Annotated in this window: 24 protein-coding genes; 21 read left to right on the plus strand and 3 right to left on the minus strand. The window is 61.5% G+C overall.

Going from position 1 to position 26,687, the window contains the following annotated elements:
* Positions 1-6: 6 nt before the first annotated feature.
* On the minus strand, positions 7-1,893 hold the full coding sequence (locus tag BLW55_RS01700) for a SurA N-terminal domain-containing protein (RefSeq protein WP_090326308.1): 1,887 nt from the start codon (positions 1,891-1,893) through the stop codon (positions 7-9).
* 173 nt (positions 1,894-2,066) lie between these two features.
* On the opposite strand from BLW55_RS01700, the gene tpiA reads away from it, so the two are divergent.
* The 16 genes from tpiA (at position 2,067) to BLW55_RS01780 (ending at position 17,417) form a co-directional block, all read left to right on the plus strand.
* Complete coding sequence (gene tpiA, locus BLW55_RS01705; RefSeq protein ID WP_090326311.1) at positions 2,067-2,813, plus strand: triose-phosphate isomerase; 747 nt, start codon at positions 2,067-2,069, stop codon at positions 2,811-2,813.
* Positions 2,814-3,069: 256 nt separating this feature from the next.
* Positions 3,070-3,456 (plus strand): preprotein translocase subunit SecG, encoded by a 387-nt coding sequence (secG, locus tag BLW55_RS01710; RefSeq protein ID WP_007006690.1) that lies wholly within the window; start codon positions 3,070-3,072, stop codon positions 3,454-3,456.
* A 146-nt stretch (positions 3,457-3,602) separates the two neighbouring features.
* Positions 3,603-5,231 (plus strand): CTP synthase, encoded by a 1,629-nt coding sequence (locus tag BLW55_RS01715; RefSeq protein ID WP_177175000.1) that lies wholly within the window; start codon positions 3,603-3,605, stop codon positions 5,229-5,231.
* A 105-nt stretch (positions 5,232-5,336) separates the two neighbouring features.
* Positions 5,337-6,236: a VOC family protein gene (locus BLW55_RS01720; protein ID WP_244508964.1), complete on the plus strand. Its 900-nt coding sequence runs from the start codon at positions 5,337-5,339 to the stop codon at positions 6,234-6,236.
* The gene (gene kdsA / locus BLW55_RS01725) at positions 6,233-7,063 is read left to right on the plus strand and encodes a 3-deoxy-8-phosphooctulonate synthase (RefSeq protein WP_007006687.1); all 831 of its coding nucleotides are present in this window, start codon (positions 6,233-6,235) and stop codon (positions 7,061-7,063) included. Before BLW55_RS01720 ends, kdsA begins: the two co-directional genes overlap by 4 nt.
* A gap of 106 nt (positions 7,064-7,169) precedes the next feature.
* Positions 7,170-8,444: a phosphopyruvate hydratase gene (gene eno, locus BLW55_RS01730; RefSeq protein WP_007006686.1), complete on the plus strand. Its 1,275-nt coding sequence runs from the start codon at positions 7,170-7,172 to the stop codon at positions 8,442-8,444.
* Positions 8,445-8,521: 77 nt separating this feature from the next.
* Complete coding sequence (locus BLW55_RS01735; RefSeq protein WP_090329855.1) at positions 8,522-8,842, plus strand: FtsB family cell division protein; 321 nt, start codon at positions 8,522-8,524, stop codon at positions 8,840-8,842.
* Positions 8,843-9,052: 210 nt separating this feature from the next.
* Positions 9,053-10,114 (plus strand): pyruvate dehydrogenase (acetyl-transferring) E1 component subunit alpha, encoded by a 1,062-nt coding sequence (pdhA, locus tag BLW55_RS01740; protein ID WP_025031101.1) that lies wholly within the window; start codon positions 9,053-9,055, stop codon positions 10,112-10,114.
* 13 nt (positions 10,115-10,127) lie between these two features.
* On the plus strand, positions 10,128-11,525 hold the full coding sequence (locus BLW55_RS01745; RefSeq protein ID WP_007006682.1) for a pyruvate dehydrogenase complex E1 component subunit beta: 1,398 nt from the start codon (positions 10,128-10,130) through the stop codon (positions 11,523-11,525).
* Between the two features lie 13 nt (positions 11,526-11,538).
* Positions 11,539-12,864: a pyruvate dehydrogenase complex dihydrolipoamide acetyltransferase gene (locus tag BLW55_RS01750; protein WP_090326316.1), complete on the plus strand. Its 1,326-nt coding sequence runs from the start codon at positions 11,539-11,541 to the stop codon at positions 12,862-12,864.
* A 31-nt stretch (positions 12,865-12,895) separates the two neighbouring features.
* Entirely contained in the window at positions 12,896-13,534 is a 639-nt protein-coding gene (locus BLW55_RS01755) for an SGNH/GDSL hydrolase family protein (RefSeq protein WP_007007439.1), read from the plus strand.
* Between the two features lie 16 nt (positions 13,535-13,550).
* A complete protein-coding gene (locus tag BLW55_RS01760) occupies positions 13,551-14,102 on the plus strand; it encodes an HdeD family acid-resistance protein (protein WP_007007440.1) in 552 nt (183 codons plus the stop codon).
* Between the two features lie 69 nt (positions 14,103-14,171).
* Positions 14,172-15,617 carry a dihydrolipoyl dehydrogenase gene (gene lpdA / locus BLW55_RS01765; protein WP_007007441.1) on the plus strand — a complete coding sequence of 482 codons (1,446 nt, stop codon included), beginning with the start codon at positions 14,172-14,174 and terminating at the stop codon, positions 15,615-15,617.
* A 75-nt stretch (positions 15,618-15,692) separates the two neighbouring features.
* Complete coding sequence (locus tag BLW55_RS01770; RefSeq protein ID WP_007007442.1) at positions 15,693-15,977, plus strand: GlsB/YeaQ/YmgE family stress response membrane protein; 285 nt, start codon at positions 15,693-15,695, stop codon at positions 15,975-15,977.
* Positions 15,978-15,984: 7 nt separating this feature from the next.
* The gene (gene lipA, locus BLW55_RS01775) at positions 15,985-16,962 is read left to right on the plus strand and encodes a lipoyl synthase (RefSeq protein WP_090326319.1); all 978 of its coding nucleotides are present in this window, start codon (positions 15,985-15,987) and stop codon (positions 16,960-16,962) included.
* Positions 16,962-17,417, plus strand: a complete 456-nt coding sequence (locus BLW55_RS01780) for a type II toxin-antitoxin system RatA family toxin (RefSeq protein WP_065817463.1) — start codon at positions 16,962-16,964, stop codon at positions 17,415-17,417. The genes lipA and BLW55_RS01780 overlap by 1 nt, the downstream gene beginning before the upstream one ends.
* A 2-nt stretch (positions 17,418-17,419) precedes the next feature.
* On the opposite strand, the gene BLW55_RS01785 is transcribed toward BLW55_RS01780, so the two are convergent.
* Positions 17,420-17,911, minus strand: coding sequence for a CinA family protein (locus BLW55_RS01785; RefSeq protein WP_007007445.1), 492 nt, complete (start codon positions 17,909-17,911; stop codon positions 17,420-17,422).
* Positions 17,908-19,137 carry a bifunctional 2-C-methyl-D-erythritol 4-phosphate cytidylyltransferase/2-C-methyl-D-erythritol 2,4-cyclodiphosphate synthase gene (locus BLW55_RS01790; RefSeq protein WP_425286770.1) on the minus strand — a complete coding sequence of 410 codons (1,230 nt, stop codon included), beginning with the start codon at positions 19,135-19,137 and terminating at the stop codon, positions 17,908-17,910. The genes BLW55_RS01785 and BLW55_RS01790 overlap by 4 nt, the downstream gene beginning before the upstream one ends.
* A 215-nt stretch (positions 19,138-19,352) precedes the next feature.
* On the opposite strand from BLW55_RS01790, the gene dusB reads away from it, so the two are divergent.
* The 5 genes from dusB to ntrX all read left to right on the plus strand — a co-directional run bounded on the left by dusB (position 19,353) and on the right by ntrX (position 26,687).
* Complete coding sequence (gene dusB, locus BLW55_RS01795) at positions 19,353-20,300, plus strand: tRNA dihydrouridine synthase DusB (protein ID WP_425286758.1); 948 nt, start codon at positions 19,353-19,355, stop codon at positions 20,298-20,300.
* The gene (locus BLW55_RS01800; RefSeq protein WP_025029405.1) at positions 20,297-21,445 is read left to right on the plus strand and encodes a two-component system sensor histidine kinase NtrB; all 1,149 of its coding nucleotides are present in this window, start codon (positions 20,297-20,299) and stop codon (positions 21,443-21,445) included. The genes dusB and BLW55_RS01800 overlap by 4 nt, the downstream gene beginning before the upstream one ends.
* Positions 21,442-22,884: a nitrogen regulation protein NR(I) gene (gene ntrC, locus BLW55_RS01805; protein ID WP_090326324.1), complete on the plus strand. Its 1,443-nt coding sequence runs from the start codon at positions 21,442-21,444 to the stop codon at positions 22,882-22,884. The genes BLW55_RS01800 and ntrC overlap by 4 nt, the downstream gene beginning before the upstream one ends.
* A gap of 185 nt (positions 22,885-23,069) precedes the next feature.
* Positions 23,070-25,322 (plus strand): sensor histidine kinase NtrY-like, encoded by a 2,253-nt coding sequence (locus tag BLW55_RS01810; protein ID WP_090326326.1) that lies wholly within the window; start codon positions 23,070-23,072, stop codon positions 25,320-25,322.
* A gap of 3 nt (positions 25,323-25,325) precedes the next feature.
* Positions 25,326-26,687 (plus strand): nitrogen assimilation response regulator NtrX, encoded by a 1,362-nt coding sequence (ntrX, locus tag BLW55_RS01815; protein WP_025029407.1) that lies wholly within the window; start codon positions 25,326-25,328, stop codon positions 26,685-26,687.

Here is a 26,687-nt window from a genome sequence, read left to right on the forward strand (position 1 = left end):
GCCGCCTCAGAAACTCAGGGCTTCCTGCATGGCCGCCCGGTTCACCGTAACCGGATATTTGCCCTGCAGGCGCGCAACCATCTGGTCGAGCAGGTCATCGGCAAGTGCCGAACGCATCGTGGCGCGCTGATTGTCGGGAATGCTCTCTGCCGTCGCGCTGGCCGGCTCGAACACTTCCGTGACCCTGAACAGGAACTGGCCGTCGCCAGCCGGATTCGCAAAAACGCCGGTTCCGTTACGCGGAACGGAGAACACCGCCGCAACACCGGCCTGGCCTAGGTCGGCGTCGTTGGCATTACGCTTGAGGCCGCGCTTGACCTGCTTCTCCTGGCCGATTTCGGTCGCGATTTCCTCCAGGGAAGCACCTTCCTCAAGACGCTTGGCGAATTCAGAGGCACGCTCGGCCAGCAGGCGGTCCGTTTCCGCTTTCAGCCAGTCCTGCGTGACCTGATCGCGCACTTCATCAAGCGAACGATCGCGTTCCGGCGTGATGCCCTCGACCTCATAAAACACAAAGCCGTTGCCGCCCATGGAAAGCGGTGCGTTTTCAATACCGGTTTCGCTTTCGAAAACCTCGCGCAGAAGCTCGGCTGAAACGGGCAGGTCGCCCACAATGGTTCCATCAGGGCGGCGCGCACTTGCGTCGATGGCCTCGATGGTCCGCATGGAAAGCTTCAGTCTTTCCGCAGCTTCGGCCATGGAAGCGCCGCCTGCGCGGGCGTCTTCATAGGAATCATGAACATCAAGCAGAACGCGCGCAGCCTCTTCGAGCGCCAGGTCCTGGCGGATTTCGCTCTCGACTTCGCTCAGTGGCTGCACAACCTCAGACTGGATGTCCGAGACATAGATAATGACGGGTCCAAAAGCCCCGTCGATCACATCGCTGAACTGGTTTGCTTCGAGCGAGAACGCCGCATCGGCGACAGCATCGTCTGCAACGTCACTGCGGGCGAGCGTGCCAAGGGCGATGTCCGAGCTGCTTTTGCCGGCAGCCGTTGCCACGTCTGCAAAATTCTTGCCGTCCAGCAGGTCTTTGAGCGCGGCTTCAGCCGCAGCACGGTCCGAAAACACGATCTGGTCAATCGTGCGCTTCTCCGGCGTCGTGTAGCGATCGCGCAGATCTTCATAGGCCTTCTGCACCTGCGCATCGGAAATGCCTTCCGGGTCCGCGATATCGGAGGGTTCAAGCTTCACATAGCTGAACTTGCGATATTCGGGGGCGGCATAGGCGTCCTTGCGCTCATCGAACCATGCCTGCAGCGTGGCATCGTCCGGCTGTGCGACTGGTTCGACAAGAGCCCGCGGCACGGCGAGATATTCGACGGTGCGGTCTTCGCCACGATAGAGCGCAAGATTCTTGAACAGCTCATCCGGGACGTTCATGCCGTCTGTCGCGGCTTCGACAATCTGCTGGCGAATGGCCACCTGCTCACGGTTCTTCAGATAGTCCTCGGGGCGCATGCCGATCTGGCGCAGCACGAAATCGAACTGCTGGCGGTCGAAACGGCCATCGGGCCCGCGGAATGCCGGGTCGTCCGCGGTCAACTGGGCGAGCTTGTCACCCGAGAGGCCAAGGCCAAGCCGGCGGGCCTCTTCGTCCAGCAAAGCGCCGGCTGCAAGCTGCTGCAGCACCTGATCGTCCAGACCGAAGGCGACAGCCTGCTCGCGCGTGACGCGGGTTCCAAGCTGTTGTGAAAGAGCGTTGATCTGCCGGTCATAGGCAAGCCGGAAATCCAGCATGGAAACGGAGGAGCTGCCGGCGGACAGAACGTTGCGGGACTGGTCATTCAGAACCTGGCCGGAAATACCCCAGACAGCAAAGCTCACGACAAGCAGGCCAAGGAGCAGCTTGGCGATCCAGGTGGAGGCGGCGTTTCTCAGACTGTCGAGCATGGCTTTTCCGAAGTTCCTTGGTGTATTGGGGCAGTGTTCCCAACGAAGCGCAATAGCGTCCCAGACGCCGAGTGTCGATAGCGGAGTGGGAATTGCCGTCCCAATTGCTTTTGCATCAGCCCGCGTTTTTGCTAGGGAAGCTGCCGAGTTTGGTTTTGCTGAGGACACCGCCCATGACGCCCGGAATTCGCCCCCTGATCGCAGGCAATTGGAAAATGAACGGTTTGAGCGCCGATGCTGGCGAATTGAAGGCCATAGGCGAGGGAACGTTCAACGGCGCCGAAGCTCTTCTGTGCGTGCCGGCAACGCTGATGATGCTGGCGCGGGATGCGCTGGGCGGCAGCGTTCATCTCGGCGGGCAGGATTGCCACACGGCGGCATCCGGTGCGCATACCGGCGATGTTTCGGCCGAAATGCTGGCGGATGCGGGCGCGACCCATGTTCTCGTTGGCCATTCGGAACGCCGCACGGATCACGGCGAAACTGACGCCCTCGTGTCCGACAAGGCGGAAGCCGCCTGGCGTGCCGGGCTGACGGCGGTGATTTGTATCGGCGAGACAAAGGCGGAGCGTGAAGCGGGCGAAACGCTTTCGGTCCTCTCACGGCAAATTCTCGGGTCCGTTCCCAAAGGCGCACAGGCGAAGAACACGGTGGTTGCATATGAACCGGTCTGGGCCATCGGAACCGGCTTGACGCCAACGGTTGAGGACGTTGCCGAAGCGCACAGGCACATCCGCGACGAGCTGGAAAAGCTTTTGGGAGAGGAGGCCGGAAAGATGCGGCTTCTTTATGGAGGGTCGGTCAAACCGGGCAACGCGACGGAACTGCTTTCGGTCGAGCATGTGGACGGCGCGCTTGTCGGCGGGGCGAGTCTGAAGGCGGTGGATTTTCTGGCGATTGCGGCTGCCTGTCCGGTCTGAGGCAGAGAAAACGCTTGCGTTACAGCCGCAAGCGCCTATGTGAGGTGGGGTTTGACGGGAATTCGGAAATTCCGGCCGGTTTGACCGAAAACCGTCATAAACTCCGCAAAACGGGTGCGTATGGTCCCGTTTTCTGGAAAAACATGCAGGTGCCAGGACACGGATTGTGAGCGGTCTTGGAAAATCGGCAAAAGCCGTGTAATGAGCCGCGTCCGCATTGAGGCGGATGCTTCGAGCCGGAGAGCCGGAAGGAAACATGCAGACCGTTATCATCGTCATTCATCTGATCGTCGTGGTCGCGCTGGTTGGCGTCGTCCTCATGCAACGCTCCGAGGGTGGCGGGCTTGGCATCGGCGGCGGTTCCGGTTTCATGTCCGCGCGCGGCGCGGCCAATGCCCTGACGCGCACGACGGCCATTCTGGCGGCCGCGTTCTTCGCGACATCGCTGGCCCTGTCGCTGATCGCCCGCTACGGCGCGAGCCCGACGGACATTCTGGACCGTATTCCTGCCGGAAGCGAGCAGACGGAAGGTTCGGGGGGCGTTCTTGACCAGCTTGGCGGTGCGGGCGCCTCTGCTCCCACCGAGGAGCCTTCGGCTCCGGCTGACGCCAATCCTGAAGATCAGGTTCCCACGGGGCAGTAAGCTCCGTGCCGCGAGGTTGACCGGTCGCCTGAGCTGCGACCGGCTTTGCCAATCGCAGAACTTATTCACCGCGGTGCGCAAAAAGATTTGCGTCTCGTTATTTTTTGCTGGCGGAATCGCCTGTGTCCGGTTAAGCGATGAGTCCCATGGCGCGATATGTTTTCATAACCGGCGGCGTGGTCTCCTCCCTCGGAAAAGGCATTGCAGCAGCGGCCCTTGGCGCGCTGTTACAGGCCCGTGGGTACCGCGTTCGCATCCGTAAACTCGATCCCTACCTGAATGTTGATCCGGGCACGATGTCGCCCTATCAGCACGGTGAGGTTTTCGTCACCGATGACGGTGCCGAGACCGACCTGGACCTTGGCCATTACGAGCGCTTTACCGGGCGTTCGGCCAACAAGCAGGACAACATCACCACAGGCAGGATCTACCAGAACATTCTGGAAAAAGAGCGTCGTGGCGACTATCTGGGCGCCACGGTGCAGGTGATCCCGCACGTTACCGACGAGATCAAGCAGTTCGTCCTCGAAGGCAATGACGATTACGATTTCGTTCTGTGCGAAATCGGCGGAACCGTCGGCGACATCGAGGCGATGCCGTTCCTTGAGGCGATTCGCCAGCTCGGCAACGAACTGCCGCGCGGCAACACGGTCTATGTGCATCTGACCTTGATGCCCTGGATTCCGGCAGCCGGCGAACTCAAGACCAAGCCGACGCAGCATTCCGTGAAGGAATTGCGGTCCATCGGCATTGCTCCTGACATCCTTCTGGTGCGCGCAGACCGGGAAATCCCCGCCGAAGAACGGCGCAAGCTGTCGCTGTTCTGCAATGTGCGCGAATCAGCCGTCATTCAGGCGCTCGATGTGGCGCATATCTACGATGTGCCGATAGCCTATCACGAGGAAGGGCTCGATTCGGAAGTGCTGGCCGCTTTCGGCATCGATCCGGCGCCGAAACCGCGCATGGAGCGCTGGGACGAGGTTGCCGACCGCATTCACAATCCCGAAGGTCAGGTCACGATTGCCGTTGTCGGCAAATACACCGGACTGAAAGACGCCTACAAATCGCTGATCGAAGCGCTTTCGCATGGCGGCATGGCAAACCGGGTTCGGGTGAAGCTCGAATGGATCGAGGCGGAAATCTTCGAGAAGGAAGATCCTGCTCCGTGGCTTGAGAAGGTGCATGGCATTCTGGTGCCCGGTGGCTTCGGCGAGCGTGGCGCGGAGGGCAAGATCCTTGCGGCCAAGTTCGCACGCGAACGCAAGGTGCCGTATTTCGGCATCTGCTTCGGTATGCAGATGGCCTGTATCGAGGCGGCCCGGTCTCTGGCCGGGATCGAAAAGGCTTCTTCCACGGAGTTCGGCCCGACCAGCGAGCCGGTTGTCGGTCTGATGACCGAGTGGCTCAAGGGCAACATGCTCGAGAAGCGCACGGCCTCCGGCGATCTCGGCGGCACGATGCGTCTCGGCGCCTATGAATCCAAACTTGTCGAAGGCTCCAAGATTGCGGCGATCTATGGTTCGGAAGAAATTTCCGAGCGTCACCGCCATCGCTATGAGGTGAATATCGGCTATCGTCAGAAGCTCGAAGAGTGCGGACTGGTCTTTGCCGGTCTTTCACCGGACGGCGTTCTGCCGGAGACGGTCGAGTATCCCGATCATCCCTGGTTCATCGGCGTGCAGTATCACCCCGAGCTGAAGAGCCGGCCCTTTGAGCCGCATCCGCTCTTTGCTTCTTTCATTGAAGCAGCTGTAGAGCAGTCGCGCCTCGTGTGATCTCGTTTCCCCGCCGCTCCGGCGGGGAACCACTCCTTGCCCGGCTCGGCACTTGCAAAGCGCCCGGGCTTCGGGCACATGCGGTGCATGGTATCTGAAGACAAGATGCGATTTCCGCGCAGCATCGATCGCAGCCTCGATCATTGTGTGTTGCCAACCGCCGATCTGGCGGTTGCGCGCGGACGTCTGGAAGCGCTCGGCTTCACTGTGGCAGCGGATGCCGCACACCCTTTCGGCACCGGCAATTGCTGCGTCTTCTTCGCAGATGGGTCCTATCTCGAACCCTTGAGCCGGGTCGCGCCGCAGGCCGCGCGGAAGGCGGAATCCGCAGGCAATGTTTTCGTCCAGCGCGACAGCGTGTTTCGTAAACAATTCGGCGATGAGGGGTTTTCCGCCGTGGTTCTTGGAACCACGGACGCAGATGAAGATCATGCACGCTTTGCTGGTGCGGGAATTTCCGCTGGAAGCCCACTCTCCTTCTCGCGCCCCTTCCGCGATGTCGATGGGCGCGAAGCCACGGCTTCGTTCCGCCTGGCCTTTGCCGCACCGGAAAACGCCAACGGCCATTTCTTCTTCACGTGCCAGCGCGTGAACTTACCGGCTGCAGGCCGCGGTGCGCTCGAAACTCATGCCAACGGCGTGACGGGAACCGCGCGGATCGTCATGCTCGCCGCCGCTCCAGATGACTATGCGGGCTTTCTCGACGCGTTCTCCGGTGAAGGGCACCAGATACCGGCGACCGAAGAGATCGTGCTGAAGCTTGCCAATGGCGAGCTGACGTTGATTACGCCGGATATTTACAAAACCAGATACGGCCTAGACCGGGTGCCGGCGTCCGGCCGGTTCGATCTGGCTGCAATCGTTTTCCAATGCCTGGATCTGGCCGGGCTGCGCGACCATTTGAAGGTGCGACAGGTTCTGTTTGCCGAACATGACGGTGCGGTCATCGTGCCGCCGGCGGCAGGGCAGGGTGCCGTGTTTGTCTTTGAGGAGTCTTCCCCATGAAACCCAATCCTCGTGTGACGGTCGGCAAGGTCGTTTTCGGCAATGATGCTCCGTTGGCGGTGATCGCCGGTCCATGCCAGATGGAAACGCGTCAGCACGCGTTCGACATGGCCGGTGCTCTCAAGGAGATGACGGACGAACTGGGCATCGGGCTCGTCTACAAGAGCAGTTTCGACAAGGCGAACCGCACATCACTCTCCGGGAAGCGCGGGGCAGGGCTGGATGCGGCCATGCCGATCTTCGCCGACATTCGCAAGGAATTCGATGTCCCAGTGATTACGGACGTTCACACAGAGGAACAGTGCGGGATTGTCGCCGAAGTGGTCGATGTGCTGCAGATCCCGGCATTCCTTTGCCGCCAGACCGATCTCCTGATCGCGGCGGCGCAGACCGGCAAGGTGGTGAACGTCAAGAAGGGGCAGTTTCTGGCGCCGTGGGATATGGAAAATGTCATCTCGAAGGTGACGGATTCTGGCAATCCAAATGTGATGGCGACCGAGCGGGGTACCTCGTTTGGCTACAACACGCTTGTCTCGGACATGCGCGGCCTGCCGCAGATGGCGGCTATGGGCGCACCGGTCATCTTCGATGCGACGCATTCGGTCGCCCAGCCCGGAGGCCGTGGAGGTTCGTCCGGCGGTCAGCGAGAATTTGTGGAAACGCTTGCGCGCGCTGCCGTTGCGGTCGGCGTTGCCGGTGTTTTCATGGAAACACATCAGGATCCCGACAATGCGCCGTCTGACGGTCCCAATATGGTGCCGCTCCATGAGATGAAGGGACTTCTTGAGCGCCTGATGGCCTTTGACCGCATTGCCAAGGCGAACTGACCCCGCTCACGACATTGAGTTTTCACGTGCCTGCGCTAAGACAGGCGCGAGCCGTTCCTTCCGGTAAACACTGCCGGAACCAACCTCCAGATTAGAGAGAGTTAAAATGACTGCCATTCTCGACATTGTCGGACGCGAAATACTGGACAGCCGGGGCAACCCGACCGTCGAAGTCGATGTGGTTCTGGAAGACGGCTCCATGGGCCGCGCCGCCGTGCCTTCGGGCGCCTCCACCGGCGCGCATGAAGCCGTGGAGCTGCGCGACGGCGGCAAGCGCTATCTCGGAAAGGGCGTCGAACAGGCGGTCGATGCGGTCAACGGCGAGATTTTCGAGACCCTGAGCGGGCTCGAGGCGGAAAACCAGATGCAGATCGACCAGGCAATGATCGATCTCGATGGCACGCCCAACAAGAGCCGCCTTGGCGCAAACGCGATCCTCGGTGTTTCGCTTGCGGTGGCAAAGGCTGCCGCCGAGACCTCCAACCTGCCGCTCTACCGCTATGTGGGCGGGGCCTCCGCGCATGTCCTGCCGGTGCCGATGATGAACATCGTCAATGGCGGCGCGCATGCCGACAACCCGATCGACTTCCAGGAATTCATGGTGATGCCGATCGGCGCGTCGTCCATTCGTGAGGCCGTGCGCTGGGGCTCGGAAATCTTCCACACGCTGAAAGCGGGCCTGAAAGACGCCGGCCACAACACCAATGTGGGCGACGAAGGCGGATTTGCTCCGAACCTGAAGAGTGCTGAAGATGCGCTCGACTTCGTTCTCGCCTCGATCGAGAAGGCCGGCTACAAGCCGGGCGAGGATGTGGGCATCGCGCTCGACTGCGCCGCGACCGAGTTCTTCAAGGAAGGCAAGTATGTCTACGAGGGCGAAGGCCAGACGCGCGACGGCAAGGCGCAGGCCGAATACCTTGCGAAGCTCGTCGGCAACTATCCGATCATCTCCATCGAAGACGGCATGTCGGAAGACGATTTCGAAGGCTGGAAGATTCTGACCGATCTGGTGGGCAACAAGGCGCAGCTCGTGGGTGACGATCTGTTCGTGACCAATTCCGCGCGCCTGCGCGACGGCATCAAGATGGGCATCGGCAATTCGATCCTCGTCAAGGTGAACCAGATCGGCACGCTGACGGAAACGCTCGACGCAGTGGAGACGGCGCACAAGGCCGGCTACACGGCGGTGATGTCGCACCGCTCCGGCGAGACCGAGGATTCGACCATTTCGGATCTGGCCGTTGCCACCAATTGCGGGCAGATCAAGACCGGCTCGCTGGCACGTTCGGACCGGACGGCGAAGTACAACCAGCTTATCCGCATCGAGGAAGAGCTCGGTCCGCAGGCGCGCTACGCCGGAAAATCGATCCTGCGCGGATAAAGTTTGCAGGTGACCGTAGGGAAATAACGGTCCTTTAAGCAACATATGGTCACATGCGGGAGAAGGGTTTTTTCCGCATGTGGACACGTCATCACAAACGCCGCAACACTGGCCGTCTGATCGTTCCGACGATCACGGGGCTGTTTCTCGCCTATTTCGGCTTTCATGCCTACAATGGCGATTATGGCATCTACTCGAAATACAGGCTTGAGACCCGTATCGCGGAAGCTCAGGAGCGGCTTGACGCCCTTGTCGCCAAGCGCCGGGAGCTGGAGCATCGGGTTGCACTGGTGAACGATGGCAGCCTGGAGAAAGACATGCTCGATGAGCAGGCGCGCCGGGCGCTGAATCTGGCCCGGGAGAATGAGGTGATTGTCCTCATCGGTGCCGGTCAGTAAATTAACTGAATTTCACTTAATCAACAATAAGATGTGAAAATCCAAGCATTTAGCTGCATGGCAGCTATGCGGATTTTGAATGGCCGAATTGTGTTCCACGTGCTAGCTTCATCTACCATAAGCGGGAGATGACGGGAGGCTCATGGCGCAACCTTTGCCAGGCTCCACCGTTGCATAAATTCCCCGGAATGTCAGCTAGGGAGTAAAGGCATGGCGCGAGCCGCAAGCAAGACAAGTGCCGCGAGGTCACGCTCGACCAAAAAAGGAGCGGCAGGGGCTGCCGTTCAGGCACCCAAACCCCCAAAGCCAGAAGATTTCGACAAAGAGCAGGAGCTTCACGCCTATCGTGAAATGCTTCTGATCCGTCGTTTCGAGGAAAAGGCCGGCCAGCTCTATGGCATGGGCCTCATCGGCGGCTTCTGTCATCTCTATATCGGTCAGGAGGCTGTTGTCGTCGGCATGCAGATGAGCATGAAGGACGGCGACCAGGTGATCACCGGTTATCGCGATCATGGTCACATGCTCGCAACAGGCATGGAAGCGCGCGGCGTGATGGCCGAGCTTACGGGGCGCCGCAATGGCTACTCCAAGGGCAAGGGTGGCTCCATGCACATGTTCTCCAAGGAGAAGAAGTTTTATGGCGGCCATGGCATCGTGGGCGCGCAGGTGCCGCTGGGCACGGGGCTGGCCTTTGCCAACCGCTACCGCGGCGACGACAGCGTTTCGATCACCTATTTCGGCGACGGTGCTGCCAATCAGGGCCAGGTCTATGAGAGCTTCAACATGGCCTCGCTGTGGAAGCTGCCGGTGGTCTACATCATCGAGAACAACCGCTATGCCATGGGCACTGCCGTGGCGCGCTCCTCTGCGGAAACCGATTTCTCCCATCGCGGTCTTTCCTTCAAGATTCCGGGCATCCAGGTGGATGGCATGGATGTGCGCGCGGTGAAGGCTGCAGGCGATCTGGCCGTGGACTGGTGCCGTTCGGGCAAGGGGCCGATCATTCTGGAAATGCAGACCTATCGCTATCGCGGCCATTCCATGTCTGACCCGGCAAAATACCGCTCCAAGGATGAAGTGCAGAAAATGCGCTCGGATCACGACCCGATCGAGCAGGTGAAGCAGCGTCTCATGGCGAACAAATGGGCTGATGAAGACGAACTGAAGGCCATCGACAAGGAGGTGCGCGAGATCGTCGGCGATTCGGCCGAATTCGCGCAGACGGATCCGGAACCGGATGTGTCTGAACTCTACACCGACATTCTGCTTTGAGGAGAGGGCCGACATGCCAACCGAAATTCTCATGCCCGCGCTCTCTCCGACCATGGAAGAGGGCAATCTTTCCAAATGGATCAAAAAGGAAGGCGATGCCGTCGCGCCCGGTGACGTGATCGCCGAGATCGAAACCGACAAGGCGACCATGGAAGTGGAAGCCGTGGACGAAGGCACGCTCGGAAAAATCCTGATCTCCGAAGGCACCGAAGGCGTGAAGGTGAATACGCCGATCGCCGTGCTGCTGGCAGATGGCGAAAGCGACGCCGATCTCGATAAGGCGGCATCAAAGCCGGCTGCCGAAGAGACAAAGGTTGCCGATGACAGCGCCACGAAGGCTGAACCGGAAGAAAAGTCCGGTGGTTCCGTGCCGGCGGCGCCCGAGGTGAAAATCGCGGCGGACCCGGACATTCCCGAAGGCACGGAAATGGTTTCGACCACCGTGCGCGAGGCGCTGCGCGACGCCATGGCCGAGGAAATGCGCCGTGACGGCGACGTTTTCGTCATGGGTGAAGAGGTGGCCGAATATCAGGGCGCCTACAAGGTGACGCAGGGGCTCTTGCAGGAGTTCGGCGACAAGCGCGTGGTCGACACGCCGATCACCGAGCACGGCTTTGCCGGCGTCGGTGTTGGTGCGGCCTTTGCCGGGCTGAAGCCGATCGTCGAATTCATGACGTTCAACTTCGCCATGCAGGCGATTGACCAGATCGTGAACTCCGCAGCCAAGACGCTCTATATGGCCGGCGGCCAGATGGGTGCGCCCATCGTGTTCCGCGGACCGAACGGGGCGGCTGCCCGCGTGGCCGCACAGCATTCGCAGTGCTACGCGGCCTGGTATGGGCATATCCCGGGGCTCAAGGTGGTGATGCCTTATACGGCAGCCGACGCGAAGGGGCTTTTGAAAGCCGCGATCCGCGATCCGAATCCGGTCATTTTCCTCGAAAACGAGATTCTCTATGGCCAGAGCTTTGACGTTCCGAAGATGGATGACTTCGTGCTGCCCATCGGCAAGGCGCGCATCCACAAGGAAGGCAGGGACGCCACCATCGTCTCCTTTGGCATCGGCATGACCTATGCGGTGAAGGCGGCTGAAGAGCTGGCGGGTGAGGGGATCGACGTGGAGGTGATCGACCTGCGCACGATCCGCCCGATGGACCTTGATACGGTGATCGCTTCGGTGAAGAAGACGAACCGTCTGGTGACGGTCGAGGAAGGGTTCCCGCAGTCTTCGGTCGGCGCGCATATCGCCAGCCAGGTGATGCAGCGGGCGTTTGACTATCTCGACGCGCCGGTGATCACGGTTGCGGGCAAGGATGTGCCGATGCCTTATGCGGCGAACCTTGAAAAGCTCGCGCTGCCCAACGTCGCCGAAGTGGTTGAAGCGGTGAAAGCCGTTTCCTATCGCAGCTAAGGGGGAGGATACCATGCCGATCAAAGTCACCATGCCTGCCCTTTCGCCAACGATGGAGGAGGGCAATCTCGCCAAATGGATGGTCAAGGAGGGCGACAGCGTCGCGCCGGGCGACGTGATCGCCGAGATCGAGACCGACAAGGCGACCATGGAAGTGGAAGCGGTCGACGAGGGCACCGTTGCGAAACTGGTGGTGCCGGAAGGCACTGAAGGCGTGAAGGTGAATGCGCTGATCGCGGTTCTCGCCGAAGAAGGAGAGGATGCCGGCGCGGCGGCGAAAGCGGCCGAGGGCGGTTCCGACTCCAAGCCTGAACCCAAGTCTGAAAAGCCTGCAAAGGAAGAAGCTCCCGCGGCCAAACCCGAGGCAAAGCCTGCGGAAGCGAAAGCGGCGCCGGCAGGCGATGGCGAGCGTGTGTTCGCCTCTCCGCTTGCCCGCCGTCTTGCAAAGGAAGCGGGTCTCGACCTTTCGGCGATTTCAGGTTCCGGGCCCAAGGGCCGGATCGTGAAAGCCGATGTGGAAGCGGCTGGCAAGGATGGCAGTGCGAAGGCTGCCGCCGCTCCGGCTTCGGCTCCCGCCGCGGCGCAGGCCATGTCCGACGATCAGGTCATGAAACTGTTCGAGGAAGGTTCTTACGAGCTGATCCCGCATGACAGCATGCGCAAGACCATCGCCCGTCGTCTGGTCGAGGCCAAGTCCACCATTCCGCATTTCTACCTGACGCTCGATTGCGAGATCGACGCGCTTCTGGCACTGCGCAAGCAGTTGAACGAGGCCGCGCCGAAGGTGAAGACCGAGGATGGCGAGAAGCCGGCTTACAAGCTGTCGGTCAACGACATGGTGATCAAGGCCCACGCCAAGGCACTTGCCATGGTGCCGGAGGCGAATGTCTCCTGGACCGAAAGCGCCATGGTAAAGCACAGACACGCCGATGTGGGCGTTGCCGTGTCGATCCCCGGCGGGCTGATCACGCCGATCATTCGCCGCGCCGACGAGAAGACGCTGTCGGCCATCTCGAACGAGATGAAGGATCTGGCCACGCGGGCGCGTTCGCGCAAGCTGAAGACGGAAGAGTTCCAGGGGGGCAACACGGCCGTTTCCAATCTCGGCATGTTCGGCATCAAGGACTTCGCCGCCGTCATCAACCCGCCGCACGCGACGATCCTCGCGGTCGGTGCTGGCGAGCAGCGGGCCGTGGTGAAGGATGGCGAGGTGAAGGTTGCAACGGTGATGTCGGTGACGCTGTCGACCGATCACCGTGCGGTGGACGGCGCGCTTGGCGCCGAACTCCTCGCCGCCTTCAAGAAGGTCATCGAAAATCCGCTCACCATGCTGATCTAGGCGATATGGACCTGCTTTCCGGGGACAAACGATGAAGACCATCCTGTGCTTTGGCGATTCGCTGACATGGGGGTATGACCCCGCCGGCCCCGGACGGCATCCCTTCGATGATCGGTGGCCGAGCGTGCTTCAGGCGGAACTGGGCGGCGGTGCGCGTGTGATCGCCGAGGGGCTGAATGGCCGCACCACGGTGTTTGACGATTTCGCATCCGGTGCCGACCGCAACGGCGCACGCGTCTTGCCTACGCTTCTGACCAGCCATGCGCCGCTCGATCTGGTCGTCATCATGCTCGGCACGAACGACATGAAACCCTTCATCTGCGGCCGTGCTTTCGGCGCGAAACAGGGCATGCAGCGTCTGATCGACATCGTGCGCGGTCATGATTATCCGATGGGCGAGCCGGCACCGAAGGTGCTCATCATGTCGCCGCCGGCCGCCTGCGAAACGCCAGAACCGGACTTCGCGGCCCTTTTTGAAAGCGCCCGTATCGAGTCGGCGAAGCTGGCCGGTCTTTATGCTGCGCTCGCGGATGAGACGGGTGCGGGCTTCTTCGATGCAGGAAGCGTGGCTCAGACGAGCCCGCTTGACGGCGTTCATCTGGACGCCGAAAACACAGGCTCCATTGGCCGGGGGCTCGCCCCGGTCGTGAGAGACATGCTTGGACTTTGATAAAGGAGGGATAAGCATGGCCAACACTGTGGAAAATGAAAGCGTACATGCTTCGTGGGGCTGGCTGGCCCTGCTCGGGGCCATTTCACTGATCGGCGGCATTCTGGCTCTCTTCAATCCGTTCGCAGCCACCATGACTGCAGCGATACTGGCAGCCTGGACATTCGTGCTTTTCGGCGTGCTCCAGATCGTGCAGGCGTTTCGTGTTCGGGGGTGGGGCGGGTTTCTCTGGGCCCTGCTGCTGGGGCTGCTGACGCTTGCCGTCGGGATTTCGATCATCGCCAAGCCGGCTGCCGGGATCATTTCGCTGACCATTCTCGTGGCCATCATGTTTCTGGTGCTCGGTGTGGTGAAGGTCATGTATGCCTTCGCATTCCGGCCGCTTTCCGGCTGGGGATGGGTGCTCTTCTCGGGCATCGTCTCGCTTCTGCTCGGCGTCATGATCCTTGCGGACATGCCATGGGCCGCGGCAACAATTCTGGGCATCCTTCTCGCCGTCGAACTGCTTTCGAACGGCGTGTTTCTTTTGCTCATAGCTTTTGGCCTGCGCGGGGCGCAGCGGGCCTGAAAACTCTCGGGGCGCGGCGGTGTGAAAGCCGCGCCCGGACAATGATACGACGACAAGGAGAAACCAGCTGTGGCTGAAAATTACGACGTTATCATCATCGGATCGGGACCCGGCGGCTATGTTACCGCCGTCCGCGCTGCACAGCTTGGTTTAAAAACGGCAATCGTGGAGCGTGAGCATCTGGGTGGCATCTGTCTCAACTGGGGCTGTATTCCGACAAAGGCGCTGCTGCGCTCGGCCGAGATCAAGCATTATGCCGAAAACGGCAAGGATTACGGTCTGACGATCGACGGCAAGATTTCCGCGGATGTGAATGCCGTCGTCGACCGCTCGCGCAAGGTCTCCCAGCGGCTGAATGGCGGCGTCGGCTTCCTGATGAAGAAGAACAAGATCGACGTGATCTGGGGCGAGGCGAAGCTTTCCAAGCCGGGCGAGGTGGTCGTTTCCGAGCCCTCCAAAAAGGCGATGCAGCCGCAGCCACCCATGCCGAAGAACACCAAGGGTGCCGGCACCTACAAGGCAAAGCACATCATTGTTGCGACGGGTGCGCGTCCGCGCGTTCTGCCGGGCATCGAGCCGGATGGCGATAAGATCTGGACCTATTTCGAGGCGATGGTTCCCAAGACCATGCCGAAATCACTCGTCGTGATGGGCTCCGGCGCCATCGGCATGGAGTTCGCCTCCTTCTACCGCACCATGGGAGCGGATGTGACGGTTGTAGAGCTGATGCCGCAGATCCTGCCGGTCGAGGATGCGGAAGTCTCGAAGTTTGCAAAGCGCCAGTTCGAGAAACAGGGCATCCAGTTCAAGCTTGAGGCGAAGGTTGCCAAGGTCGAGAAGACCAAGGACGGGATCACCGCCCATATCGAAACCAAGGACGGCAAGGTTGAGAAGATTTCGGCCGAGAAGCTGATCTCCGCCGTTGGCGTGCAGGGCAACATCGAAAATCTCGGCCTCGAATCGCTCGGGGTTAAGACGGATCGCGGCTGTGTGGCGGTCGACGGGTACGGTCGCACCAATGTTGAGGGCATCTACGCAATCGGCGATGTGGCGGGCCCGCCCATGCTGGCGCACAAGGCCGAGCATGAGGGCGTGATCTGCATCGAGAAGATCGCCGGCGTGCCGGGTGTCCATGCGCTCGACAAGGGGCTGATCCCCGGCTGCACCTATTGCCATCCTCAGGTTGCCTCCGTCGGCCTCACGGAAGCCAAAGCCAAGGAAGCCGGCCGCGACATCCGGGTTGGCCGCTATCAGTTTGCCGCCAACGGCAAGGCGATTGCGCTCGGCGAAGACCAGGGTTTCGTCAAGACGATCTTCGACAAGAAGACGGGCGAGCTTCTCGGCGCGCACATGATTGGTGCCGAGGTTACCGAGCTCATTCAGGGCTTCGTCGTTGCGATGAACCTTGAGACGACGGAAGAAGAGCTGATGCACACGGTCTTCCCGCATCCGACCCTGTCGGAGATGATGAAGGAGAGTGTGCTCGATGCCTATGGGCGTACGCTCAACGCGTAAAATGGGCTGAAGGGCCCTGTTTCCCCCGCACCAACTGGACTATATGCGGGGGAACATCGAACGAGGAACAGGATGATGGAAGAGAGCTACGGTCTTCTGGGCATGCCCGGCGTCGGCTTTTTCGGCCTGCTCGTCATCGGCTTTCTGGCCGGTTACGTGGCCGAGAAAACGATGAACCGCGATCATGGTTTTCTGACCAACATCCTTGTTGGCATCGCCGGTTCCTTCGTCGGCGGGACGCTTGCCGGTCTGGTCGGCATCTCGTTCTACGGTTTTCTGGGCAATCTGGTGATCGCCATTGTTGGCGCGATCCTGATCCTCTGGGTATTCGGACGCTCGTCTTCCAGCCGGGCGCGATAGGACAAACATGGTCACGATTCTCGATACTGTCACCGCCAAGCCGCGCCCGCGGCACCCTGAAAAGGCGCACCGGCCCGATCAGGAAGTGCTGCGCAAGCCCAAATGGATCCGGGTCAAGGCGCCGACCTCGCAGGGCTATCTGGAAACCCGCGAGATCGTGAAATCCAACAAGCTTGTGACCGTGTGCGAAGAGGCGGGCTGCCCGAACATCGGCGAGTGCTGGGACAAGAAGCACGCGACCTTCATGATCCTTGGCGAAATATGCACGCGCGCCTGTGCCTTCTGTAACGTCGCCACGGGCATTCCCGGTCCGGTGGACATGAACGAGCCTGAAAACGTCGCCAAGGCGGTGCGCGAGATGGGGCTGAAGCATGTCGTGATCACTTCGGTCGACCGCGACGACCTAGCCGATGGCGGTGCGCAGCATTTTGCCGATGTGATCGGCGCGATCCGTGCCGCATCGCCCGAAACGACCATCGAGATCCTGACGCCCGACTTCCTGCGCAAGGATGGCGCGCTGGAAGTGGTGGTTGCTGCCAGGCCCGACGTCTTCAACCACAATCTGGAGACCGTTCCGGGCAATTATCTGAAGGTGCGCCCCGGCGCGCGCTATTTCCATTCGCTGCGCCTGCTCCAGCAGGTCAAGGAGCTGGATCCGACCATGTTCACCAAATCCGGGATCATGGTGGGGCTTGGCGAAGAGCGCAACGAAGTGTTGCAGCTCATGGACGATCTGCGCTCGGCCAATGTGGATTTCATGACCATCGGCCAGTATCTGCAGCCGACGCGCAAGCACCATCCGGTGAAGAAATTCGTGACGCCCGAAGAATTCAAGTCCTATGAGACCGTGGCTTACACGAAGGGCTTCCTTATGGTGTCGTCGAGCCCGCTGACGCGCTCCTCGCATCACGCAGGCGAGGACTTCGCAAAGCTGAAGGCGGCGCGCGACGCCCGCCTCGAAGGCGCAGGCGCTGCCGCGAACTGATGCCGAAATTCGAGACCGTGCGCCGCGTGGCGCACACGCCCGAGAACATGTTCGCGCTGGTCGCGGATGTGGAGAAATATCCCGAATTCGTGCCCATGTGCGAGGCGCTCAGCGTGCGCACACGCAGGGAGCGCGATGGCGTAACGCTGCTCGTCGCCGACATGACCGTGGGTTACAAGGCGCTGCGCGAGACCTTTACCAGCCAGGTGACGCTGAAACCGGACGATGCGGCCATCGATGTGCGCTATGTGGATGGGCCGTTCCGCTTCCTGAAGAACGAATGGCGCTTTGAGCCGGCCGGTGAGGCGGAGTGCGATATTCACTTCTTCATCGAGTATGAATTCAAGAGCCGCATGCTCGGCGCTGTCATGGGCGCGATGTTCGACCGCGCGTTCCGCATGTTTTCCGAGGCCTTCGAGCGCCGCGCTGATGTGGTTTATGGCGTGAGCGCCTGAATTCAGCCGTCCTTCAAAGCCGACAGAACCATGTCGAGAGCAGCCTCGACGGTCGCTGCGCGCACACCGGCGCGGTCGCGGCCCGCAAAGACGTGGGATTGCGCCAGGGGCGCGCGGCCCTTCAATACAAGGCCGAACCAGACGAGACCGACAGGCTTTTCCGCTGAGCCGCCATCAGGGCCGGCAATGCCGGTGACGGCAACGGCCACGCCAGCGCGTGAGCGGGCGAGCGCACCGGATGCCATCTCCAGCGCCGTTTCCTGCGAAACAGCGCCATGGGCGGCGAGCGTTTCGGATGAGACGCCGAGCATCTCCATCTTGGCTTCGTTGGAATAGGTGACGAAACCGCGATCGACGACGGAGGAGGAACCGGCGATGTCCGTCAGGGCCGCGGCGATCATGCCGCCGGTGCAGGATTCGGCCGTGGCCAGCATGATGCCGCTCGCTTCACAGGCGGAAAGAACGGCGCGAGCCCGATCCTCGTATTCACTCATGCCGGCACCTCGCCGGGATAGATCACGCTGGCCGTGGCGATAGCAGCAATGCCTTCCTCACGGCCGATGAAGCCCATCTTTTCATTCGTCGTCGCCTTGATGGAAATGCGATGCGGCGCGATGCCGAGCATGGTGGACAGCGCAGCGGTCATTGCCTCGCGGTGTGGGCCGACTTTCGGTGCCTCGCAGATGATCGTGACATCGGCATTGGCGATGCGGCCACCGGCCTCGCGTACGATCCGGGCCGCGTGCTCGAGGAAGATGTGCGAGGCAGCACCTTTCCACTGCGGATCCGATGGCGGAAAGTGCGTGCCGATATCGCCGGCGCCACAGGTGGCAAGCAGCGCGTCGGTGAGCGCGTGAAGGCCGACATCGGCATCCGAATGGCCGGAAAGGCGCTTTGTGTGCGGTATGCTCACGCCGCAAAGAATGACGGCGTCGCCATCGGTGAAAGTGTGAACATCGTAACCGTTTCCGGTGCGCACGTCCGGGAAGGCCGACGGGCGGTTCAGGCGCTCGTCGGCGAGCGCAATGTCGCGCGCCCAGGTAAGCTTGATGTTGTCCACGGCACCGGCAACGAGACGAACGGGTATCTTTGCCCATTCGGCGATCGAGGCATCGTCGGTAAAGTCCTCGCGGCCGAGTTTGTGTGCGCGGTCGTGGGCAGCGGCAATGAGTGCGAAAGGAAAGCCTTGGGGTGTCTGGGCGGCGTGCAGATCGTGGCGCGGCACGGTTTCGGCGATGAACCCTGCGGGACCGGCGCGCTTGACCGTGTCGGCGACGGGAAGGGCGGGCAGGGCGCCTCGGCCCTCTTCCACCGCACCGATGATGCGGTCGATCAGTTCACGGTCGATGAAGGGGCGCACGCCATCATGGATAAGCACGGTCTGGGGTTCGGGATCGTAAAGCGCAAGCAGGGCGAGCCGGGTGGAGGCCTGTCGGGAATGACCGCCATGGATCGCCCGGACACGCGGATCGCAAAGGCCGGCCGTGGCTTCGGCAAAGAGCGCCTCGTCATCGGGATGGATTGCGACCACGATGCGGCCGATGCGGGGATCGGCGAGGAAGGTCTCAAGCGTGTGACGCAGAACCGGCTTGCCACCGATCAGGCGATACTGCTTCGGCCCCTCTGTGGATTGCCCGGCCCGCTCGCCGCGCCCCGCGGCGACAATCACGGCAGCGACCTCTCCCGCCGGGCGGGAGGCCAGCGGATCGGCTTCGTCCAGGGTCTCGGATTGGTGCATCTGCTTGTCCATAGGGCAGACGCATAATAAGACACGCCGCGAAAGGCCAGCCGAATTTACAATCTGTGTTGCCCGATGCGAATTGGCTGTTGCGGGCAGGGGGCGAATTGGCTAAATATTAAGCACAGGATATAGGTGCATCACTTTTGTGCAATCCATCAGCTGAAATTCTCTCGGGGCCTCTTTCGGTCGGGTCGGTGACGATCCGCAACCGGGTGTTTCTGGCGCCCATGTCGGGCGTGACGGATCTGGCCTTTCGGGCGCGCGCGCATGCGCATGGGGCGGGGCTTGTCGTCTCTGAAATGGTGGCGAGCGGTGAACTTGCGCGCGGCAAGGCGGAATCGGCACGCCGCCTGCGCCGGCCGGACGTGGATGTGCACATGGTGCAGCTCGCCGGCAGGGAAGCGCACTGGATGGCCGAAGGGGCGCGCATTGCGGAAGCGCAGGGCGCCGACATCATCGACATCAACATGGGCTGCCCGGCCAAGAAGGTGACGGGTGGATATTCGGGTTCTGCGCTGATGCGTGAGCCCGACCATGCGCTAAGCCTGATCGAGGCTGTCGTGGCGGCGGTGCAGGTGCCTGTAACGGTCAAGATGCGGCTTGGGTGGGACGAGAATGCGCTCAATGCGCCGGAAATCGCAAGCCGCGCGGAGAATGCCGGTGTCGCTATGGTGACGGTTCACGGGCGCACGCGCTGCCAGTTTTACAAGGGCAGGGCGGACTGGCAGGCGATTTCGGCGGTCAAGGCGGCTGTCGGTATTCCGGTCGTGGCCAATGGCGACGTGACCACGGCAGAGGATGCCGCCGGCATACTGGCCGCGTCGGGTGCGGATGCGGTGATGATCGGCCGGGCGCATTACGGCGTGCCGTGGGTTGCGGGTGCGGTTGCTGCGAATGCCGAACGCCGGCCTGAAAACCTCGCTGACTACGTGATCGACCATTATGAGGCGATGCTCGCGCTTTACGGCACGGAGCACGGCACGCGGCATGCCCGCAAACATCTCGGCTGGTACATGGAACGCCATCTCGACGCGGTGGATGCCGAGACCAGAAAGGCGATCATGACGGGCACCGATCACCTTGAAGTGTCGCGCCTTCTGCGCGACCTGTTTCGCAGGCAAGAGGAGCGTCTGGCCGCATGAACCGACCGGGTGAGCGCACACGCATGGACACCGGCCCCGCCAGCCTGCTCCTGAACACGCTGCGGCACCCTGTGGTGATGATCGATCAGGATGGCTTCATGATCGAGGTCAATGCCGAAGCGGAGGATTTCTTCCGCTCGGGCGCTGCCATTCTCGCGCGCAGCCGGCTGGCCGATTTCGTGCCCTTTGGGAGCCCGCTGATCGCCCTTGTCGAACAGGTGCGCGAGCAGCGCGTGGCCATCAACGAATATCGTGTCGACATTTCTTCGCCCCGGCTCGGTGCGGAGCGCATGGTGGACATTCATGCCGCGCCGGTTTCCGAAGTGCCGGGTGCTGTCGCGCTCCTCCTGCAGGAGCGCTCCATGGCCGACAAGATCGACCGGCAGATGGTGCACCGGGGTGCTGCCCGCTCGGTAACGGGGCTTGCGGCCATGCTGGCGCATGAGATCAAGAACCCGCTTTCGGGCATTCGCGGCGCGGCACAGTTGCTCGAACACGCGGTGTCCGACGAGGATCGCGCATTGACGCGGCTCATCACGGAAGAGACGGACCGGATCGTCGCGCTGGTGGATCGCATGGAAGTGTTTTCCGACGAAAGGCCGGTGGAGCGCGATCCGATCAACATTCATCTCGTGCTCGATCATGTGAAGGCTGTTGCCAAAAGCGGCTTCGCCCGCAAGGTGAGCATTGTCGAGGACTACGATCCATCGCTGCCGCCCGTATGGGCCAATCGCGATCAGCTTATCCAGATCTTTCTGAACCTGGTGAAGAACGCCGCCGAAGCGATCGGCGACCGGGACGATGGCGAGATAAGGCTGACGACTGCATTTCGCCCCGGCATCCGCCTGTCGGTACCCGGCTCGCCTGACCGTGTGGCCCTGCCGCTGGAGTTTTGCGTCTACGACAACGGACCGGGCGTTCCGGAAGACCTTCGGCAGATCATCTTCGATCCGTTCGTGACCTCCAAGCAGAACGGGTCCGGCCTCGGGCTGGCGCTGGTGGCCAAGATCGTTGGCGCGCATGGCGGGGTGATCGAATGCGAATCCTCCGGCCAGCGCGGCACGGTGTTCCGCATTCTGATGCCCGCCTGGCGCGAAGCGCGCCGCAAGGATGCCCTTCATCACGAAGAGGATAGGCCCGCATGACCAGCATTCTTGTCGCCGACGATGACGCAGCCATCCGCACAGTTCTGAACCAGGCGCTGTCGCGTGCCGGCCATGACGTGCGGGTGACGTCGAATGTCGAGACGCTGTGGCGCTGGGTCTCGGCGGGCGAGGGGGATCTGGTGATCACCGACGTGGTCATGCCCGATGGCAATGCGTTCGACCTTCTGCCCAGAATCCGCAAGGCGCGACCGGACCTGCCGGTTGTCGCGATGAGCGCGCAGAACACGTTCATGACCGCCATACGCGCCTCCGAGGTCGGAGCCTATGAATATCTGCCGAAGCCCTTCGACCTGACGGAACTCGTCAACATCGTCGGGCGCGCACTTTCCGAACCGAAGGCGAGCCAGAAGGAAACCGCCAGCGCCGAAGCGCCGGATGCACTGCCCCTGATCGGGCGCTCTGCCGCGATGCAGGAGATTTATCGCCTTCTTGCGCGCATGATGCAGACCGACCTCACGGTCATGATTAGTGGTGAATCGGGCACCGGCAAGGAACTTGTGGCGCGCGCGCTCCATGAGTATGGCCGCAGGCGCAAGGGCCCCTTCGTGGCCATCAACATGGCAGCCATCCCGCGCGACCTGATCGAATCCGAGCTCTTCGGACACGAAAAAGGCGCCTTCACCGGGGCGCAGGCGCGTTCCTTCGGCCGCTTCGAGCAGGCGGAGGGCGGGACGCTCTTTCTCGATGAGATCGGCGACATGCCCATGGAGGCGCAAACGCGTCTCCTGCGTGTGCTGCAGCAGGGCGAGTATACGACGGTTGGCGGGCGGACACCGATCCGCACCGATGTGCGCATCGTCGCGGCCACCAACAAGGACCCCAGAACGCTGATCGATCAGGGGCTCTTTCGTGAGGACCTTTTTTACCGGCTCAACGTCGTGCCCCTGCGCCTCCCGCCGCTGCGGGAACGGGCGGAAGACATTCCTGATCTCGTCAGGCACTTCTTTGCGCGGGCAGAACAGGAAGGGTTGCAGCCCAAACGGATCGGTTCGGAGGGTCTCAATCGCCTCAAGAACTATCGCTGGCCGGGCAATGTGCGCGAACTGGAGAATCTGGTGCGCCGCCTGGCGGCGCTTTATCCGCAGGATGAAATCTCTGCCGAAATCATCGAACAGGAACTGCGCGCCGCCGGCGCATTGCGGGCCAGCCAGTCGGAAGCCCTGCCCGAAGAGACGACCCTCACGCAGGCGGTGGAGCAGTATCTTCAACGCTATTTCACGCAGTTCGGCGATCAGCTTCCACCGGCAGGACTCTATCAGCGTGTGCTGGCGGATGTGGAGCAGCCCCTTTTGATCGCGGCGCTGACGGCGACCGGCGGGAATCAGATCAAGGCAGCGGACCTTCTGGGGCTCAATCGCAACACGCTGCGCAAGAAGATCCGCGACTATGGCATCAACATCTATCGCGGTGCGGGCTGACATGCCCGTAAGCCGGCTGTTTGACTGATATCAGCCCACCCAGTGTCGGGGCCTGTTAATATGGCCTCGATCCCCGTTCTGCCCCAGCAATGCCGCAATGTTCGGAAAAGCAACTGTTGCCAGTCGGTTACAGTCGTTGCATATGTGCAACATAGATGCGGCATGGAAGAGTAGAAGCAGGGGTAATGGTCAGCTTGTCAGAGAGTTCGCCGACGCAGGCTTTTGTTGCGGCTTCGCCTGTTCGGCGCGGGCGCTCAGCCACTTTTTACGTCGGCGTTGCTGCGGCCATCGGCGCGCTTGTGACCGCCGCCATTTCTTTTACCGTCCTTCTTGGTCTTACCCCGTTCACCCCTGATGAGCGCGCAACACTTCTGCTGATCGCAGTCAATTTCGCCTTCATCATGCTGCTTTTTGGGCTGATCGTGCTCGAAGGACTGCGCATCTACAAATCCCGCAAGGGACAGAGGGCGGCGTCCCGCCTGCACGTGCGCATCATCGCAATGTTCTCGCTCGTGGCGGCAATTCCGGCGATCCTCGTGGCGGTGATCGCCTCGGTGACCCTGGAGCTCGGGCTCGACCGCTGGTTCGAGCTGCGCACCAAGGTGATTGTCTATTCCTCGCTCTCGATTGCCGATGCCTACGTGCAGCAGAATGCACGCAGCCTGCAGGGGACGACCGAGAGCATGGGGGTTCGACTGGACCAGGCGCGCACCCTCTACAATCTCGACCGGTACGGTTTTCGTGATTTCATGACGCGTCAAGCCATGCTGCGTGGTCTTGCGGACGCCGAACTGGTTCGCGAAGACGGCTCCGTCATCATGAGTGCGCAGATGGTCGAAGACATTCCATTGCCGCGCCCGGGAGCCAAGGCGATGGACCTCGCCAACAGCTCGCAGATCGCTTTCAACGAGATTGGCGGCACCAATCTGGTGACCGCCGTCTACAAGCTTCAGGACATTCCTGATGCCTATCTCTACACCGGTGCGCTGCTCGATCCCGAAGTGCTCAAGGCGCGGCAGATCGTGCGCACCAACACCGACGAATACCGATCTCTCGAAGGCAACCGGGGCAACACGCAGATCGCCTTTGCGCTGCTCTATCTGGTGGTAACGCTGGCGATTGTACTGGCGGCCATCTGGACGGGCATCGCCGTGGCTGACCGGCTTGTGCGCCCGATACGGCAGCTCATCGGCGCGGCCGGGGCGGTCTCGACCGGCGATCTCGATGTCACGGTCCCCGTCCGTTCTTCCGACGGGGATGTCGGTCTGCTTGGCGACACGTTCAACAAGATGACACAGCAGCTCAAATCGCAGCGCGATCAGCTCATCGCCGCCAAGGACGTGATCGACGAGCGTCGGCGCTTTACCGAAGCGGTCCTTTCCGGTGTCAGCGCCGGGGTCATCGGTGTGGAGGCTGACGGCTCGGTCGCCATGGTCAACCGGTCTGCGGAGTCCATGCTCGGCATATCTGCTCACGAGGCGGTGAACAGGAACCTTTCCGCCGTTCTACCGCATGTCGGCCGTGTGTTCGAAATGGGGCGCAAGTCCGGTCGCCCCGTCTACCGCGAACAGGCAACTTTCTTTCGAGGCGGGTCGGAACGTACCTTCAACATTCAGATTACGACGGAAGAGGGCGTCAACGAGGATGACGAGCATTCCTATGTGGTTACGGTCGACGACATCACCGATCTGATGCAGGCACAGCGTTCCATGGCCTGGGCGGACGTGGCGCGGCGTATCGCTCATGAGATCAAGAATCCGCTGACACCGATCCAGTTGTCGGCCGAACGAATCCGCCGCAGGTTCGGAAAGGTAATCGAGCACGATCGGGAAATCTTCGATCAGTGCACGGACACGATCATCCGGCAGGTTGGCGATATCGGCAGGATGGTGGACGAGTTCTCCGCCTTCGCACGGATGCCGAAGCCGGATATTCAGCGCCTTGACCTGCGGGAACCATTACGTGAGGCCTCTTTCCTGGTGGAAGTGGCCCGCAATGAGATCAGCTTCGAGCGCGATATTTCCGAGACGCCGCTGATGGGGCGGTTTGATGCGCGCCTCATGGGGCAGGCTTTCGGCAACATTATCAAAAACGCCGCCGAGGCAATCGACGCCGCCGAGCGCAGCAACGGCCAGCCGGGTGCGATCCGCATCAATGCCGGCATGAACGGCCGTTTCATCCAGATCGAGGTGATCGATAACGGCAAGGGACTGCCGCGTGAAAACCGCCAGCGTCTGCTGGAGCCCTATATGACCACGCGGGAAAAGGGCACGGGCCTCGGCCTGGCGATCGTGAAGAAGATCATCGAGGACCATGGCGGGCGCCTCGAACTGCACGATGCACCCGCCGGTTTCCATGGCGGCATCGGCGCGATGATCCGCATCATACTTCCCGCCGCCGAAGAGAATGGCGGCGCTCTTGACACGACAAGAAGGTAAATCATGGCTTCCGATATTCTGATCGTAGACGACGAGGAAGACATCCGCGAACTCGTAGCCGGCATTCTGAGCGATGAAGGCCATGAGACGCGCACCGCTTATGACAGCGACAGCGCGCTCGCCTCGATCTCTGAGCGTGTTCCGCGTCTGATCCTTCTCGACATCTGGCTGCAGGGATCGAAGCTCGACGGTCTGGCTCTGCTCGATAAAATCAAGGAGCTGCATCCCCACATTCCCGTCGTGATGATTTCCGGCCATGGCACGATCGAGACGGCCGTGTCGGCCATCAAGCGCGGCGCGTACGACTTCATCGAGAAGCCCTTCAAGACGGATCGGATGATCCTGATCTGCGAGCGCGCGCTTGAAATCTCCAAGCTCAAGCGCGAGATGAGCGACCTGAAGAAGCGCAGTGGCGCATCGTTCGACCTTGTCGGGGACTCGGCAACACTCAACCACTTGCGCCAGACCATCGAACGGGTCGCACCGTCGAACAGCCGCATCATGCTGACGGGGCCATCCGGTTCCGGCAAGGAGCTGGTCGCCCGGGCGATCCATGCCGCCTCGCCACGCAGCAACGGCCCGTTCGTGACGCTGAACGCAGCCGCGATCACACCGGAACGCATGGAAATCGAGCTGTTCGGCACCGAATCCGACGGCGGCGAGAGGAAGGTTGGGGCTCTTGAGGAAGCACATGGCGGGGTGCTCTATCTCGACGAAGTGGCCGACATGCCGCTCGGCACGCAGAGCAAGATCCTGCGTGTTCTGGTGGATCAGCAGTTCGAGCGAGTGGGCGGCACACGGCGGGTGAAGGTGGATGTACGCATCATCTCCTCGACGGCGCAGAACATCGAATCCCTGATCGCCGACGGCCGGTTCCGCGAAGACCTGTTTCATCGGCTGGCCGTCGTGCCCGTGGTGGTGCCGCCACTGGCGGACCGCCGCGAGGACATTCCGCTGCTCGTCGATCATTTCATGCAGCAGATCGGCGAGCAGGCCGGCATCAAGCCGCGCCCGCTGGGCAACGATGCCATGGCCGTTCTCCAGGCACACAACTGGCCAGGCAATGTGCGCCAGCTCCGCAACAATATCGAGCGGTTGATGATCCTCACGCGCGGGGACGGGCCGGATACGCCGATCACGGCAGATCTTCTGCCGGCGGAAATCGGCGATGTCATGCCGCGCCTGCCTACACAATCGGACCAGCACATCATGGCCCTGCCGCTGCGCGAGGCGCGCGAACTTTTCGAGAAGGAATATCTACTGGCGCAGATCAACCGCTTTGGCGGAAACATTTCGCGTACGGCGGAGTTTGTCGGCATGGAGCGCTCGGCCCTTCACCGAAAGCTCAAATCGCTCGGCGTCTAG

The organism is Nitratireductor aquibiodomus, from assembly GCF_900105565.1.
Taxonomy (GTDB): Bacteria; Pseudomonadota; Alphaproteobacteria; order Rhizobiales; family Rhizobiaceae; genus Nitratireductor; species Nitratireductor aquibiodomus.